18 protein-coding genes, 1 riboswitch and 1 other annotated feature are annotated in these 15,603 nt (G+C 42.8%); of the genes, 15 read left to right on the top strand and 3 right to left on the bottom strand.

Annotation, left to right across the window (positions count from 1 at the left end; all coding sequences use genetic code 11):
• The first annotated feature begins 3 nt into the window (after positions 1–3).
• The 6 genes from FXF70_RS10245 (at position 4) to FXF70_RS10220 (ending at position 6,640) form a co-directional block, all read left to right on the top strand.
• Positions 4–1,017 carry an ABC transporter ATP-binding protein gene (locus tag FXF70_RS10245; protein ID WP_148780201.1) on the top strand — a complete coding sequence of 338 codons (1,014 nt, stop codon included), beginning with the start codon at positions 4–6 and terminating at the stop codon, positions 1,015–1,017.
• On the top strand, positions 1,014–2,633 hold the full coding sequence (locus FXF70_RS10240) for a peptide ABC transporter substrate-binding protein (protein WP_148780200.1): 1,620 nt from the start codon (positions 1,014–1,016) through the stop codon (positions 2,631–2,633). Before FXF70_RS10245 ends, FXF70_RS10240 begins: the two co-directional genes overlap by 4 nt.
• A 114-nt stretch (positions 2,634–2,747) precedes the next feature.
• Complete coding sequence (locus FXF70_RS10235) at positions 2,748–3,689, top strand: S66 peptidase family protein (RefSeq protein ID WP_148780199.1); 942 nt, start codon at positions 2,748–2,750, stop codon at positions 3,687–3,689.
• Positions 3,686–4,765 (top strand): dipeptide epimerase, encoded by a 1,080-nt coding sequence (locus FXF70_RS10230; protein WP_025207218.1) that lies wholly within the window; start codon positions 3,686–3,688, stop codon positions 4,763–4,765. The genes FXF70_RS10235 and FXF70_RS10230 overlap by 4 nt, the downstream gene beginning before the upstream one ends.
• On the top strand, positions 4,765–5,682 hold the full coding sequence (locus FXF70_RS10225) for a C40 family peptidase (RefSeq protein WP_148780198.1): 918 nt from the start codon (positions 4,765–4,767) through the stop codon (positions 5,680–5,682). Before FXF70_RS10230 ends, FXF70_RS10225 begins: the two co-directional genes overlap by 1 nt.
• Entirely contained in the window at positions 5,672–6,640 is a 969-nt protein-coding gene (locus tag FXF70_RS10220; RefSeq protein WP_017367088.1) for an ABC transporter ATP-binding protein, read from the top strand. The genes FXF70_RS10225 and FXF70_RS10220 overlap by 11 nt, the downstream gene beginning before the upstream one ends.
• 61 nt (positions 6,641–6,701) lie before the next feature.
• Here the strand turns inward: FXF70_RS10220 and FXF70_RS10215 are convergent, their stop codons facing one another.
• The gene (locus tag FXF70_RS10215; protein WP_148780197.1) at positions 6,702–7,562 is read right to left on the bottom strand and encodes a dimethylarginine dimethylaminohydrolase family protein; all 861 of its coding nucleotides are present in this window, start codon (positions 7,560–7,562) and stop codon (positions 6,702–6,704) included.
• Positions 7,563–7,741: 179 nt separating this feature from the next.
• Between FXF70_RS10215 and FXF70_RS10210 the strand changes: the two genes are divergently transcribed.
• The 5 genes from FXF70_RS10210 to FXF70_RS10185 all read left to right on the top strand — a co-directional run bounded on the left by FXF70_RS10210 (position 7,742) and on the right by FXF70_RS10185 (position 10,822).
• The gene (locus FXF70_RS10210) at positions 7,742–8,263 is read left to right on the top strand and encodes an acyl-CoA thioesterase (RefSeq protein ID WP_008346212.1); all 522 of its coding nucleotides are present in this window, start codon (positions 7,742–7,744) and stop codon (positions 8,261–8,263) included.
• Positions 8,264–8,377: 114 nt separating this feature from the next.
• Positions 8,378–8,704, top strand: a complete 327-nt coding sequence (locus tag FXF70_RS10205) for a PadR family transcriptional regulator (RefSeq protein ID WP_017367090.1) — start codon at positions 8,378–8,380, stop codon at positions 8,702–8,704.
• Between the two features lie 4 nt (positions 8,705–8,708).
• Positions 8,709–9,461: an HAAS domain-containing protein gene (locus tag FXF70_RS10200; protein WP_017359130.1), complete on the top strand. Its 753-nt coding sequence runs from the start codon at positions 8,709–8,711 to the stop codon at positions 9,459–9,461.
• A 310-nt stretch (positions 9,462–9,771) separates the two neighbouring features.
• Entirely contained in the window at positions 9,772–10,260 is a 489-nt protein-coding gene (locus FXF70_RS10190; protein ID WP_007498817.1) for a small multi-drug export protein, read from the top strand.
• A 16-nt stretch (positions 10,261–10,276) separates the two neighbouring features.
• A complete protein-coding gene (locus FXF70_RS10185; RefSeq protein WP_148780196.1) occupies positions 10,277–10,822 on the top strand; it encodes a GNAT family N-acetyltransferase in 546 nt (181 codons plus the stop codon).
• Here the strand turns inward: FXF70_RS10185 and FXF70_RS10180 are convergent.
• A complete protein-coding gene (locus tag FXF70_RS10180) occupies positions 10,817–11,875 on the bottom strand; it encodes a bifunctional transcriptional activator/DNA repair enzyme AdaA (protein ID WP_065460239.1) in 1,059 nt (352 codons plus the stop codon). The two genes, FXF70_RS10185 and FXF70_RS10180, sit on opposite strands and share 6 nt — an antisense overlap.
• 199 nt (positions 11,876–12,074) lie before the next feature.
• Positions 12,075–12,185: riboswitch (guanidine-I (ykkC/yxkD leader) on the top strand.
• A 66-nt stretch (positions 12,186–12,251) separates the two neighbouring features.
• On the opposite strand from FXF70_RS10180, the gene FXF70_RS10175 reads away from it, so the two are divergent.
• Complete coding sequence (locus FXF70_RS10175) at positions 12,252–12,581, top strand: DMT family transporter (RefSeq protein WP_017367095.1); 330 nt, start codon at positions 12,252–12,254, stop codon at positions 12,579–12,581.
• On the top strand, positions 12,578–12,892 hold the full coding sequence (locus tag FXF70_RS10170) for a DMT family transporter (protein WP_017359126.1): 315 nt from the start codon (positions 12,578–12,580) through the stop codon (positions 12,890–12,892). Before FXF70_RS10175 ends, FXF70_RS10170 begins: the two co-directional genes overlap by 4 nt.
• A 33-nt stretch (positions 12,893–12,925) precedes the next feature.
• Here FXF70_RS10170 and FXF70_RS10165 read toward each other — a convergent pair whose 3' ends face one another.
• Entirely contained in the window at positions 12,926–13,111 is a 186-nt protein-coding gene (locus tag FXF70_RS10165) for a hypothetical protein (protein ID WP_008346199.1), read from the bottom strand.
• A gap of 163 nt (positions 13,112–13,274) precedes the next feature.
• Between FXF70_RS10165 and purU the strand changes: the two genes are divergently transcribed.
• Positions 13,275–14,177 (top strand): formyltetrahydrofolate deformylase, encoded by a 903-nt coding sequence (purU, locus tag FXF70_RS10160; RefSeq protein WP_007498809.1) that lies wholly within the window; start codon positions 13,275–13,277, stop codon positions 14,175–14,177.
• 43 nt (positions 14,178–14,220) lie between these two features.
• Positions 14,221–14,439 (top strand) — a binding site (T-box leader).
• 56 nt (positions 14,440–14,495) lie between these two features.
• The gene (gene proB, locus FXF70_RS10155; RefSeq protein WP_035392650.1) at positions 14,496–15,593 is read left to right on the top strand and encodes a glutamate 5-kinase; all 1,098 of its coding nucleotides are present in this window, start codon (positions 14,496–14,498) and stop codon (positions 15,591–15,593) included.
• Positions 15,594–15,603: the final 10 nt, after the last annotated feature.

The following is a 15,603-nucleotide window of genomic DNA, read 5'->3' as shown; positions in this document are numbered from 1 at the left end:
GTGATGAAAAAAATGCTTCGGATTATCGATCTGCATGTTAGCTTTCGGACATATGGCGGTTCTGTTCAAGCGGTACGCGGGGTGAATGTGGATGTGTATGAAAAAGAAACCCTCGCCATTGTAGGAGAATCAGGCTGCGGGAAAAGTGTGACGTCTCAAAGTATCATGCGGCTTCTCCCTGCATACAGTGCACAAGTCGATCAAGGGGAAATTTGGTTTGGTGATCGCAACTTGCTGTCATTATCTGAAAAAGACATGCGCAGCATCCGTGGTGTCGATATCTCCATGATTTTTCAAGATCCCATGACGGCACTCAACCCGACGCTAACAATTGGAGATCAGCTGATGGAAGCTGCAAAAGTGCATCAGAAGCTGACAAAAAAAGAAGTGAAAGAAGAGGCGCTTCGTATGCTTGACTTGGTGGGGATACCGCAGCCGAAAGAGAGGCTGAAGCAATATCCGCATCAATTCAGCGGTGGCATGAGGCAGCGGCTCATGATTGCAATGGCTCTTATTTGTGAGCCGAAGGTGCTGATTGCAGATGAACCGACAACTGCACTAGATGTCACCATACAGGCGCAGATTTTAGAACTATTTAAAGAGATTCAGAAAAAAACAGGCGTGACGATTATTTTAATCACACATGACCTAGGGGTCGTAGCACAAGTCGCTGATCGAGTGGCCGTCATGTACGGGGGGAAAATCGTTGAAGTTGGGACAAGGCGAGATATCTTTTACAGTCCGCAGCATCCCTATACAAAAGGGCTACTGCAATCCGTTCCAAGGCTGGATATGAAAGATGAGCTCATTCCTATTGAAGGAAGCCCGCCTGATTTATTTGCTCCGCCAAAAGGTTGTCCATATACCGATCGATGCCCGTCTGCGATGAAAGTGTGTGATCATATTATGCCGCATGAAACGCAGCGTTCACCTACACATGCAGTACATTGCTGGCTTCAAGATGAACGAGCGAAGCAAACGGTTTTATCTTCAACACAAAGGGGGAGTTTTTCATGAGAAAAGCAGGTTGGATTCTCAGTATTTGCTTTATCGCAGTGATGCTGCTTGCAGGATGTACAGCCAATGAGCAAGCAGGCAAAAGATCTTCAAGCAAGGGCGATGAGAAAGTTTTGACATTAAATAACGAAAACGAACCGACATCATTTGATCCGCCCATTGGTTTTAATAATGTGTCCTGGCAAGGGCTCAATAACTTAATGGAAGGATTAACGAGACTGAATGAGAAGCACGAACCATCTGCTGCCATGGCGGAAAAATGGGACATTTCAAAGGACGGAAAAACGTACACGTTCCATTTAAGGGATGGGATTAAGTGGTCAAATGGTGACCCAGTCAAAGCAAGTGACTTTGAATATGCGTGGAAGCGGCTGCTAGATCCAAAGACGGGCTCTTCTGCGGCATTCTTAGCTTATATGATTGAAGGGGGCGAAGCGTTTAACAGCGGAAAAGGGAAGAAAGAAGATGTAAAAGTCAAGGCTGTTAATGATCAAACGCTAGAGGTCAAGCTAGCATACCCGCAGAAATCTTTCTTAAATATGACGGCAAACCCTGCCTTTTTCCCAGTGAATGAGAAGGTAGCGGAAAAGGACCCGAACTGGGCCAAGGATGCGAAAACCTTTGTCGGCAATGGACCGTTTAAGCTGACAGAGTGGAAGCATGATGAAAGCTTTACAATGGAAAAAAGTGACACGTATTGGGACAAGCAAACGGTCAAGCTAGATCAAGTGAAATGGCTCATGATCAGTGACCGAAACACAGATTACCAAATGTATCAATCAGGAGATTTAGATACGGCCTTCGTTCCGGCAGAACAAAGTGAAGACCTGTTAAAAAGCAAAGATGTGCAAATTGAAGATCAAGCAGGGCTGTTTTTTTATCGTCTAAATGTCAACATGGAGCCTTTTCAAAATAAGAACATTCGCAAAGCCTTTCAAATGGCGATCAATCCTCAAGATATTGTAGAGTATGTGACGAAAAATGAAGAGAAGCCAGCACGTGCCTTCGTTTCACCAGGAATTTTAGATTCAAAGGGTGAAGATTTCAGAGAAGCTGGCGGCGACCTTGTCAAACATGATACGAGTGAAGCCGTAAAACTATTAGAAAAAGGGTTGAAAGAAGAGAACTATTCAAAGCTGCCGCCCGTCACATTAACATATAGTACAAAGCCTGAAAATAAGAAAAAAGCAGAAGCCATTCAGCAGCAATTAAAAGAAGCGCTAGGGATAGACGTGAAGCTTGCCAACATGGAAGCAAATGTGTTTGCAGAAGATCAAAAGGCACTCAAATTCCAATTCTCACAAAGTTCATTTCTAGCTGACTATGCAGACCCAATCAATTTCTTAGAGAGCTTCCAAACAGGAAATGCGATGAACCGGACAGGTTGGTCAAATGATACGTATGATCAGCTGATCAAAAAGGCGAGTCAAGAAGCAGATGAACAAAAGAGAAATCGTATGCTGCATGATGCCGAGGCACTTCTGATGGAAGAAGCACCGATCATTCCCATTCATTTTTATAACCAAGTCTATTTACAAAAAGAAGGCGTAAAGGGCATTGTCCGTCATCCTGTTGGTTACATTGATTTGAAATGGGCACAGGTAGATGGAGAGTAAATGAAAAAATGAGAGAACGGGACGCTTTGAAAAAAGCGTCTGTTCCTTTATTCGTTCATGTTATGAAGAAGATGCCCATAGATTGAAAGAAACGAAGAGAAAGAGGGGATTGGCATGAACCATCTGCCAGTGGCACTTCAAACAGGAGATACAGTGGGAATCATTGCACCAGCAAGCCCGCCTGATGAGCTGAAATTAGCAAGAGGTATTTCTTTTTTAGAAAGCTTAGGGCTAAAGGTGAAAAAGGGGAAGTATATCGACTCCCGGTATGGTTATTTAGCAGGTCATGATCATGAACGAGTGGAAGATATTCATCACATGTTTCAAGATCCTGACGTGAAGGCAGTGATTTGTGCTTGCGGAGGATACGGAACAGGAAGAATTGCAGAAGCCATTGATTATGATCTCATTCGCCGGAACCCAAAAATCTTTTGGGGATACAGTGATATTACGTTTTTACATACAGCGATTCAGCAGCAGACGGGTCTTGTGACCTTTCATGGTCCAATGCTCTCCTCTGATGTGGGACTTGAGGAGGTTCATCCGTATACAAAAGATACCTTTTTACAGCTATTCACTCCGAAAGCCTTTTCGTATACGAACCACCTGTCACCTCTTCACACTTTTTATCATGGCACGGCTTCAGGCGAAATCACCGGAGGAAATCTTGCCCTTATCGTCACGACACTTGGTACACCTTTTGAAATTGATACAAAGGGGAAGCTTTTATTGATAGAAGATATTGACGAAGAACCATATAAAATCGATCGAATGATGCAGCACTTAGCATCTGCAGGAAAATTACATGATGCGGCGGGATTTATCATTGGTGATTTTCATCAATGTGAGCCGAAAAAGAAAGAGCAGTCCTTAACGCTCGATCAGTTATGGGAGAAGTATATTGTCCCGCAACAGAAACCTGCACTTGGCGGCTTTCGGATCGGTCATTCATCTCCAAATTTCGCCATTCCAATCGGCGTGCAGGCTACATTAGATGCTACAGGGAAAAAACTGCATATTTCCCCAGGTGTTGCAGCGAAAGAGGCGATCAAATGAAAATCGTAGATGTTCGCACATGCAGAACGAGTGTACCGCTAAAGAAGCCTTTCAAAACAGCATTAAGAACGGTGTATGATGCCGCATCTCTTATTGTGATCATCACCTATGATCAAGGTGATGTCAGCTATGGAGAGGCAGTGCCGACATCGGTCATTACAGGTGAAACACTGGAAAGCATCGACTATGCTATTTGCGCTGTGATGAGGCCGATCTTGATTGGGGCCTCATTGTCACAATATGAACAAATCTTTTCAGCGATCGACCGTGTACTTGTAGGAAACACAAGTGCAAAGGCTGCAATAGATATGGCGATTTACGATGGTTTAGCGAAGCAGGCTGGCCTGCCGCTTTATCAATATCTTGGTGGTTATCGTGATCAGCTGGAAACGGATTACACGGTTAGTGTCAACCGTCCGCTAGAAATGGCAGAGGATGCGAAGCAATATGCAGCTGAAGGTTTTCGTACCTTAAAGATCAAAGTGGGAAAAGATGATATAGATACGGATATTCAGCGGATCAAGCGGATTCGAGAAAAAGTCGGGCCGGATATTCAAATCAGGCTTGACGCCAACCAAGGCTGGACGTGGAAGGAAGCGATTGTGGCCATTCGAAAAATGGAGGCACTCGATATTGAACTAGTCGAGCAGCCAGTGCCTAAAGAAGACATCGAGGCTCTGCGCCGGGTGACGGAAGCAACAGACACATTGATTATGGCAGATGAAAGTATTTTTAGCCTCCATGATGCCATCAAGGTGTTAGAAACGAGAAGCTGTGATCTCATCAACTTAAAATTAATGAAAACAGGCGGTATCAAAAAAGCGCTGAAAATCAATAGTTTAGCAGAAGCATACGGCGTCAAGTGCATGGTTGGCAGTATGATCGAGTCAAAACTAGGGATTACCGCAGCCGCTCATCTTGCTGCAAGCCAGCCGAATATTACCCGTTATGATTTTGATGCGCCGCTTATGCTCAAAGAGGACTTAATAGACGGAGGAATTGTCTATCAAGGAAAAGATATTCTCTTTCCGCCGCATCATGGATTAGGCATTCAAGGAGTGAAAGGGGTCTTATGATGTTATATGAATCAAAGGTTCCAGTCGCAAATATATGGACAGCACCGCAGTCGCCGAGAGATATGGATCGACACGTTCTTCAAAGTTCCGTCCAGATCAAAGAATGGATTGATCAGCAAACATATGAACAGAAATTGGCCTTATGTGAAGAAAACCTTACTCAAACCCAAGTACTGCTTGGCGAACGAGTCATTGGGCTGGAGGAAACAGATGGCTGGATGAAAGTTGTCATCCCGCAGCAGGCAAGCCGTAAACACCCGCAAGGCTACCCAGGTTATATCCCTGTAGAGCAATTAAATGAAGTATCAGAGAGTGAACCACCTGCTAGTCCCTTGATTGTTTGTCAGAAAAAAGCGGTTTTATATCAAAACGGAACACCGGATATGGAGGTTAGTTTTTTAACAGAACTAGCACCTGTTGAAGAAATGAGCGATTCCTTTGATGTTCTGACTCCAGTAGGAAGAAGAGAAATCAAAAAAGAAGATGTGCGCCGCGCTTCATCACCTTCTTCTATGAGCGGTAAGGATGCCTTAGCCATAGGAAAACAATTTATTGGACTGTCGTATTTGTGGGGCGGCATGAGCAGCTATGGCTACGACTGTTCGGGTTTTGTTTACAGCATGTACAAAGCGTGTGGATGTTTATTACCGAGAGACGCAAGTGACCAAGCAGTTCAAGGAACTCCAGTCGCATCAAATCATTTGGCGCCAGGTGATCTCATGTTTTTTGCCAATGACAATGGGAAGGGAGCAGTTCGCCATGTAGGGATGTATGCTGGAGATGGCATGATGCTTCACTCGCCTAAAACGGGCAGACAGATTGAACTTCTTTCTCTTTCTGGTACTTCATATGAACAGGAATGGGCAGGAACAAGGCGGTATTTGAAAGCTGAGAGGGGGAGATGTGATGGGAAGTGAACCACTTCTGCAAGTCAACAACTTAAAAAAGCATTTTCATCTATCGAAAGGAAGAACGTTAAAAGCATTAGATGGTGTCACCTTTCAGCTGAAACAAGGCGAAACCTTTGGTCTTGTTGGTGAGTCAGGCTGCGGTAAATCTACACTTGGAAAAGTGCTCATGCGGCTTTATGACCCGACAGAAGGTGAAGCTTTGTATGAAGGGAAAAGTCTCCATCACTTATCGAACCGAGAATCATTTGATTTCAATAGACAAATTCAAATGGTGTTTCAAGATCCGTATTCTTCTTTAAATCCTAGGCTCTCTGTAAAAGATATTATGCTGGAACCGATGGAGATCCACCAATTGTATGGCAGTCAAAAGAAAAGGCTCGCACGTGTGAAGGAACTGCTTGAAGCGGTGGGGCTAAGTCATGATTTTGCTACACGCTATCCTCACGAATTCAGCGGAGGACAGAGGCAAAGAATAGGGATTGCTAGAGCACTAGCCTTATCGCCAAAGTTTATTGTGGCAGACGAGCCGATTTCTGCACTAGATGTATCCGTTCAAGCTCAGGTCGTGAATTTGCTGAAAAAACTGCAAAAGGAAGAAGGATTGACGTTTTTATTTATTGCCCATGATTTATCGATGGTCAAATATATTAGCGATCGAATCGGTGTCATGTACTTAGGACATCTCGTGGAAATGACTAGCAGTGATGCTTTATATAAAACACCGCTTCATCCATATACACAAGCATTGCTGTCTGCTATCCCGATTCCAGATCCTGATGTGGAAGATAAACGCAAGCGCTTTATTTTAAAGGGAGAAATTCCAAGTCCAGTGAATCCGCCAAGCGGCTGCGTATTTCGGACAAGATGTCCTGCTGCAATGGATGTATGTGCGGACAAAAAGCCAGTATTACAAGCAGTCGAAGAAGGACATGAAGTGGCCTGTCATTTATATGATAGGAAATAGATAGAGGGAAGAAGACAAGCGTTTAAAAAGCCAGCGAGTAAACAAGCTGGCTTTTTGGCTTTTATGAACGCCTAATAGGTAATGTACAGCATCTAAAAGAGCCGCCGGATTTAATGATTTCTGAAAAATCCACTTCAATGACGGTGTAGCCGCGTGCTGTTAATGCAGCATTTGTTTCTTGGTTGATTGGTAAGCTGATGACTTTTTTCTGACCAATGGACAAAACATTTGGTCCAAGTGTGAACTGCTCTTGCTCACTTATTTCAATGAGATCATAATGCTTTTTGAGCATATGAAGATCCTTTTCCGTAAAAGCTTCAGGGTAAATCAAGATCTCATGAGAAGAAAGAATATTCATCACACAATCAAGATGCAAAATGTGAGAAGGAAGATGAATAGGAATGATGTCGTGATTCGGCAGTTCTTTTTTGAGCTGCTGGATGGCGGCTAGATTTGTTCTTTTACTGATCCCCACAAATACACGGGTTTGGTCTATAAGCACATCGCCGCCTTCAATCGTTCCATCATCCAGCGTGATGGTTGTCCATCCTTTTGTCTGTGCCCATTCTTTTAAGGAATGTTCTTCTCCTTGTCTGACAGGGGCTGCCATGTTTGAAACAAATAAAGTCTGTCCAATTGTAAATCCAATATCCCGAGTGAAGACTTGTTCAGGGAAACGTTCATTTGCAGGAAGAAGGACAGGCCGGACATGATGGTTTTTCAGCGTTTGGATGAATTGCTTATGCTGCGTGAGGGCTTTGATTTGAGAAATATTTTCTCTTGCAAAATACTTTTGGGTTTCATTGATGATCTGTTTAATTTCCATATAAATTGGACTGCATAAGAGGACTTCTTGTAAATCATCGTATTCACTCATACATTGCGGCGTTTTGTACACTTTCTCTGATTTCATAGAATCCATCAAAGGGCCTCCTTGTTTATCGATAGTTATATTATTCCTCCTTCTAGTAAATGTTGAAACATTTCCGAAAGAAAATCTCTCATGAGAGACTAAAGCAAAAAGTTTAGACAAACCTAATAGAATAGTGTTTAATAAAAGTCGTTCCGCATCAACGAAAACAGCAAGAAGGAGCTATGACGATGAGTGAAGAAAATTTCAAATACTGCAAGGAATCAAAAGTTGTGAAAACCAGCAGGGTATTCCCCCTCGATACGAATAACCACCAAACGTTATTTGGCGGGAAATTAATGAGTTATATAGATGACATTGCTTCCATCTCGGCAGCAAGACACAGCCGTAGTGAAACAGTCACCGCATCAATGGATTCAGTTGATTTTTTAGAGCCGATTGGACAGAAAGAGTCCGTCTGCTTAGAATCTTATGTGACATGGGTCGGCACATCTTCTATGGAAGTATTCGTCAAAGTCATTAAGGAAAACTTGATGTCTGGAGAGCGTAGACTCGCAGCAACTTCATTTCTTACCTTTGTCTCGCTTGATGAAAACGGGAAGCCAAAACGAGTTCCACAAGTCATGCCGGAAACAGAGGAAGAAATCATGCTTCACCAAACAGCGAAGCAGCGGGCAGAGGAAAGAAAAAGCCGCCGAAAGCATAGTAAAGCTTTGGCTGACGCACTTGGGACGGATAAGCCTTGGGCGTAAAAATCACCCTTTATGTGGTGATTTTTTTCTAGGTCAGTATCTTGCATAGCAAGATAGTGTGTGGTAAGATCATACTATCTTGTCATGCAAGATACTGAAAGCGGAGGATCGATGATGACACAATCAACACAAATGCTAAAAGGAATTTTAGAGGGATGCCTACTGTCGATTATTTCTGAAGGTGAAATTTATGGATATGAAATGACAAAGAAGCTTGCGCACTATGGGTTTGATCAAATTAGTGAAGGTAGTATTTATCCGATCTTGCTGCGCATGCAAAAAGAACAACTAGTTCATACGTCCACAAAAGCATCGGCGAGCGGGCCGAAAAGGAAATACTATACGCTCACACAAAGAGGCGAAGAAGCGCTGACGGATTTTACCATGCGATGGAATGAGCTGTCAGGGAATGTAGAGCGATTATTACATAAAGGGAAGTGAGAAGATGGTAACAAAAGAAACGAGACACATCTTATTAGAACTGCAACTCTATCTCATATCAAAAGGGAAAAATCAGGACGAGATCGACGAGGTGATGGATGAATTAACGACACACGCTGTCGAAGCTGAGAAAGATGGGAAAACAGGGGAAGATGTATTTGGCGGAGATCCACGGGGCTTTGCTGACGAGCTAGCGAAAGAGCTCTCTAGAAATCATAAAGACTGGGTTCCATTTGTCAGTGCTTTTTTAATTGGATCTCTTTTTTACATGATGTTAGCAGATGCCATCAGTCAAAGTTTATCGTATTCTTGGTATGCACTCATTGGTTATCCGCTCATCATAGTGGCCAATGTGATCATGACCATTGTGATGTTTAGAGCTTCTGCCTTTCAAACAAGCAGGAGGGCATTCTTTTACTTTTGGATATTAGGTGTTTTTCAGATGACAGCCTTGATCACAGTGAAATTATTGGACCAAAAACTTGGTACTCCTTTACTTGTGCTGACCTCGAGCCAAAGATGGGGCGTCATTCTTCTGTTGCTGCTGTGTATTGTCTTATTAAATGCCATATTAAAGGCGAATATGGTGTCGCTCATTCCGGTGATCTTCTTTGGACCGCAACTCCTATTCGAATGGCTTGGGTGGACATCGCCTCTCATGCTTCTTTTCACAAGTCTGGTATCCATTGTGATTTTAGTCTTGCTCACAATCGCTTTTTTACGGAAAACAAACAAGAAAAATGAACATTTAATGTAAATAGAGCACATCTCTTGCGATGTGCTTCAGCGTGTAGACAAACCCTCGCATTCGCCCGCAGTCCTGCGTGCTGGTGCTCACGAATGTAAAATTCGCTCCGCGCCAGTACTCGTCCTTCCTAGGGCTGCAAAGGTTTTCTATCACGCTGAAAAGAAGACAAAGGGCTAAAATAAAGTTCATTTTAGCCCTTTGTCAACAATCTGTAGCACATCTCTTGCGATGTGCTTTTCTTTTTCTAAAAAAATGTAGATATGGGATCACATTTTTCTTTACAATGAGAAGAGGACAAAAATGAAAAGGGGTTCTGTGATTGGATATTGTATGGGGGTATGTACTCGTTTTTATATTGGCTGCTTTACCTTTCTTTGAAGTGGTTGGTGTCGTTCCGCTGGGGATTTTAAGTGGTCTGCATCCTGTGACAACGGCAGTTATTGGATTCGTCGGCAACTTTCTTACCGTCTTGCTACTCATCGTCTTCGTGGACCGATTTAAAGCGTGGTGGCTGAAGAGAAAAGAGGAGAAACATGATGAAAAAGGAGAGAAAAAACAGCTGAAAGCCAGAAAGGTTTGGGAACGGTATGGTCTCCCTGGTTTGGCACTTATCGGTCCTTTTATCATTGGCAGTCATTTAGCGGCTTTTATGTGTATGAGCTTCGGTACGAAAAGAAAACAAGTCACTGTGTGGATGACGGTCAGTTTAATCATGTGGACCGCATTAGCTGCTAGTTTAACGGGTGCGGGATTCCATTACTTTGCCCCAGATTCAAATGGGTTGTTCGGAGATATTTTTAGCAAGTAAGCAAGGAGGATAAAAAATGGCATATCAAACACGGATCGTGCTCGAAACAGAGCGTCTCAGACTGAGAACAATGGATGAAGACGATGCGCCTTTTTTATATGAAAAGCTGTTCCAAGATGAAGAGGTCATGAAGTACTATCCTTCACTAAAGGATGAAAAGCAGACAAAAGAGTGGATTGCTTGGAATCAAAAGAATGACCGCACGTACCATACATCCCTGTGGATCATTGAAGAAAAAGAAACGAAAGAACCACTTGGACAAAGCGGAATTGTTCTCCAAAATGTCGAAGGACAAACAGAGCTTGAAATTGGTTATATGCTAAAGAGATCGGCATGGGGAAAAGGATATGCTGTTGAGGCTGCAAAAGGCTGTCTTGCGTATGGTTTTGACGATATGAAGGTGAGGCGAATGGTCAGCTTAATTCGCCCTGACAATGAAGCGTCAGTCAAGGTCGCAATGAAAATGGGGATGAAAAAAGAAAAAACCATTTCAAAATGGGATCAAATGATTGATGTTTACAGTGTTACTCGTGACGGAAAAAGCGGCTCGCTTGAATCATAAGGAGAGCCGCTTTTTCTTTTGTTCTAACTGAAGTAAATATTTCTTTCGTTCGATTCCCCCGCCATATCCGCCAAGTTCACCGCTTGTTTGAATGACTCGGTGACAAGGAATGATGATGGCCAACTGATTGGCACCATTTGCATTTCCAACTGCCCGAACCAAATGGGGATCGCCAAGCATGATGGCAAGATCTCGATACGATCTCGTTTCGCCTGGTGGAATCTGTAAGAGAAGATCCCATACCTTTTTCTGAAAAGGGGTGCCATGTATAGCAAGTGGTACAGTAAACTGCGTGAGTTTCTTTTCAAAATATAAGGCCAATTCCTTAGCTAATTGCTGATGGACATTTGTTTCTCCAACTAAAATACGGGCATGATGTTTTTTTCTGATGTTCTCAATTTCTCTTTCTAATCCTCGCCTGTCCATAAATTCAAGCAAATACACATGGGTTGCATCTGAAATGCTCATCATCCGCCCAATCGGAGTGGAAATAAAATTCGCATGCAAAATATTGACTTGCGCCTTTTTGGGTGGATTTCCCATAATTTTCGTAAAGGCATCATTGAAGGCACTGGAAGACTCGTAACCGAAGGTGACTTGCTGATCTATGACTTTTTTTCCGTTTAGAATCTCTTTAAACGCTAACCCCATTCGGCGTGATCTAGCATATTGAACAAAGGTCATTCCATAGATTTCTTTAAATTTTCTCCGAGCTGTTGCAGAGTGAATCCCTAATTGGCGAAAATCTTCTTCTTTCCACCGTTTCTCAGGACTCTCTTCAACTGCTGATACAAGTGTTTTGACTTCTTCTGGAATGCTGTTAGGATATGTTAAAGGCGTGCATCGCTTACACGGCCGATACCCTGCAAGCAGTGCCTCCTCTGCTGTAAAGAAAAACTCGCAGTTCTCATATTTTGGTTTTCTAGCAGTGCACGTGGCATGGCAGAAGATGCCGGTTGTTTTAATACCAGCAAAAAACGTGCCGTCATATTGTGGATTCTTATCAACAAGTGCTTGATAAAATTCGTGTTTTTGTTCGTCGGTCATCATCATTTGATCCACCTCTTGTTTTATTATATCAGTGATGTGGTCGTTCCTCTTTCTAACATTTAGTATACTTCGCTTTCATCCACTTTCTTTCGAAAAATGAACAAGTATATTTGAAGGGGAAAAGCAAAGTGTTAGACCGGCATGTCAGGGTGTGATACACTTTTTCATACAGAATCGGCTGTATGCTAGATCTGATTATCATGAATTGGTTTTCTAGGGTTCCGTGCGGCAGCGCAGTCTGGACCGAGAGAAAACACATAGGGTCCTCTAAGAATGGGCCGTATGGACACGGAGGGATAAAAGCCCGGGAGATTTGATCAAACGATCGATTTCCGGGCTTTTTTTATTGCTTGGAATCGGTAAGAAAGGAAGAGATTGAATGAAATGGGGAAACGTTTTGATTGCAGCCGTATTTGAAGTCGGCTGGGTAATGGGGTTGAAATATGCTGACTCTATATTGGAATGGAGCGCAACCATCGTTTGTATTGTCGTCAGCTTTTATCTACTCCTGAAAGCCACGACGGTACTTCCAGTTGGCACACTTTACGCCGTTTTCACCGGACTTGGAACAGCAGGTACGGTCATAGTAGGGATGGTCATGGGTGAGCCGGTACAGCTAGTAAAATTACTTTTGATCATGGTCCTTTTAAGCGGTGTATTAGGACTCAAATTGACCACAGGTGAAAAGAAAGGGGAGGCTGAATCGTGAGCTGGCTTTTACTCATTGGGGCAGGCATCTTAGAAATGCTTTGTGTCACCATGATGAATCAATTCCAGAAAGATCGCCATGTCAAATGGATTTTCTTCATAGCAGCTGGATTTTCGCTATCCTTTCTGATGCTGTCTCTTGCGATGAATACAATTCCGATGGGAACGGCGTATGCGATTTGGACAGGAATCGGAGCAGCTGGAGGAGCGATTGTTGGGATGCTGTTTTATGGTGAGTCGAAAGACGCAAAACGTATTTTATTTATCGCACTCATTTTATCAGCAGCGGTCGGGTTAAAAATCATTGAATAAGAAAAGGCTGGCAAACATGTGCCAGCCTTTTTGCTACATCGAAGGATGATTGGAATCGTTTTCATTTTTGCGGTAAAGCTGACTCACAAGCAGAAAACATACACCAAATGTAAGTAAAGGAATGAGTCTTTCTCCGGTCATAAATAGATAAATGCCCGTGATGAGACATACGATGCCGAGCCAAAAGCTCACTTTACCAAACAAAGTCATGTTTTTCATCTCCATCACTCCTTTTGTGATAAAAGGTCTATTCATATTATATCACGCTAGGTGCAGAATTGAATGAATATTCAATAAAAAATACGACGCTTAATTGCTTTTTCTCTTTCCAGTCCAGTATAATATTTCATTAGAATGAAAAACGTAAATGAGGTCATAAGACATGAGAACATTGATTACAGAGAAACTTGAATTACACAGACAAAAGCATGAGCAAAAAGGAAGGCTTTTAGTCAGTTGCCCGGATCAGCCTGGTATTGTGTCAGCTGTTTCTACTTTTTTATTTGAACATGGAGCAAACATCATTGAATCTAGTCAATATACAACAGATCATGAGAGCGGCCGGTTCTTTTTAAGAATTGAATTTGATTGGAAAGACATTTCTGCCAACTTAGATCAACTGAAAAGCAGCTTTGAGCCAATTGCGCAATCATTTCACATGACGTGGAGCATGTCGCGTGCAAGTGATCTGAAAAAACTAGCGATCTTTGTGTCCAAAGAGCTTCATTGTTTACATGAACTTTTATGGGAATGGCAAAGCGGTAATTTAATGGCTGAAATAGCGGTTGTCATCAGCAATCATGAAACGGCAAAAGATACAGTCGAAGCACTCGGCATTCCATTCCACTTCGTGAAGGCAAATAAAGACATTCGTCAAGATGCAGAAAAACAACAGCTTGCATTATTAGAAGAGTATGATATTGATGCGGTTGTGCTTGCTAGATACATGCAAATTTTGACGCCAGCCTTTATTGAACAGCACCCGAACAAAATCATTAATATTCATCATTCCTTCCTGCCGGCTTTTATAGGGGCTAACCCTTACAAGCGTGCATATGAGCGAGGGGTTAAACTGATTGGCGCGACTTCCCATTATGTCACCAATGATTTAGACGAAGGGCCAATCATTGAACAGGATATTGAGCGGGTAGATCATAGAGATGATGCAGAGGCATTAAAAAATATTGGCCGCACGATTGAGCGCAGTGTGCTTGCCCGTGCTGTCAAATGGCATCTAGAAGATCGAATCATTGTCCATGAGAATAAAACGATTGTGTTTAATTGACCGCTTGACTTTTCTGAAGCAATTGGTGATAATATAAAAAAATTAACGAGCGTTGAGAAGGAATAGTAAGCAGGACCTGCTGTGTAAAGAGAGCAAATGACACGCTGAAACATTTGCCGCAGACAGCTGCTGAACCTACCCTTTGAGCCTTAGAGGAAAAATCTAAGCGCATGCCTGGCGTTACAGGAGTTGAGTGGAATAAGCAGACGTATGCTTATTCAATGAAGGTGGTACCACGGAAAATCCCTTTTTCGTCCTTTACATAAGGAGAAAAAGGGATTTTTTATGTGGTGAAAGGTATAGCGGAGGGAATCAATGATGAAAAAGCAAAGGATCGTCATAAAAATTGGTAGCAGTTCATTAACAGAGCAAAAGGGAGCCATTGATGAACAAAAAATGCAGGATCATGTCAAAGCCATCGCAAAGCTAAAAGAGGCAGGACATGAAATCATTCTCATTTCGTCAGGTGCCGTTGCGGCGGGATTTGGCAGTTTAGGATATCCGTCAAGACCTGTGACCTTAAAAGGGAAGCAGGCTGCTGCTGCTGTTGGTCAAGGCTTGTTAATGCAGAAATATACAGAACTATTTTCACAGTTTCAGATGACGCCTGCACAAATGCTTTTAACACGTAATGACTTTTCAGATCGTACAAGATATCGAAATGCTTACGCAACGATGATGGAGCTGCTCGAAAGAAAAATTTTACCGATCATTAATGAAAATGATTCTGTGTCCATCGAGGAGCTTACCTTTGGTGATAATGACATGTTATCAGCACTGGTCAGTGGCTTAATTCATGCAGACCAATTGATCATTTTAACAGATATCAACGGAATTTATGATGCCAATCCAAGTGAGAATCCTGATGCGAAGCGGTTTGATGTGCTGACTCACATTTCAGATGAATTGTTCTCATATGCGAAGAGTACGGGTTCAAAGGTTGGAACAGGCGGGATGAAATCTAAGCTTTCAGCTGCACAAACAGCTCTCTCCCTTGGCGTTAAAGTCTTCATTGGCACAGGTACAGGGGAAGACAAGCTTCTTCACATTCTCGCTGGTCAAGGGGACGGCACATATATTGGTGAACAAGACTTATCATCAGTCAATAACCGTCGCCAATGGATTCAATTCCACTCACCAGTCTCTGGGAAGATCATGATTGATGCGGGTGCAGAGGCGGCGATTTTGCATAATGGAAGAAGTCTTCTTCCAGCTGGTGTCATTGATGTGGCTGGTGAATTTTCTAAAGGAGAGGTCGTCGAAGTTGTTGGTCCAAACGGGTTAGTCGGTAAAGGACAAACATTGTATGATTCAGATGAGCTTCTTGGCATTAAAGGGATGCGAAGTCATGAGCTTTCTCATGAAAAACCTGAAGTCATTCACCGAGATCACTGGGTTCAGCACGTACAAAACTGAGGAGGGAAAA

The sequence above is a fragment of the Bacillus sp. Y3 genome (assembly GCF_008123875.1).
Taxonomy (GTDB): domain Bacteria; phylum Bacillota; class Bacilli; order Bacillales; family Bacillaceae; genus Bacillus; species Bacillus altitudinis.
Note: the sequence above shows the minus strand (reverse complement) of the source record. Positions and strands in the feature narration are given on the sequence as shown.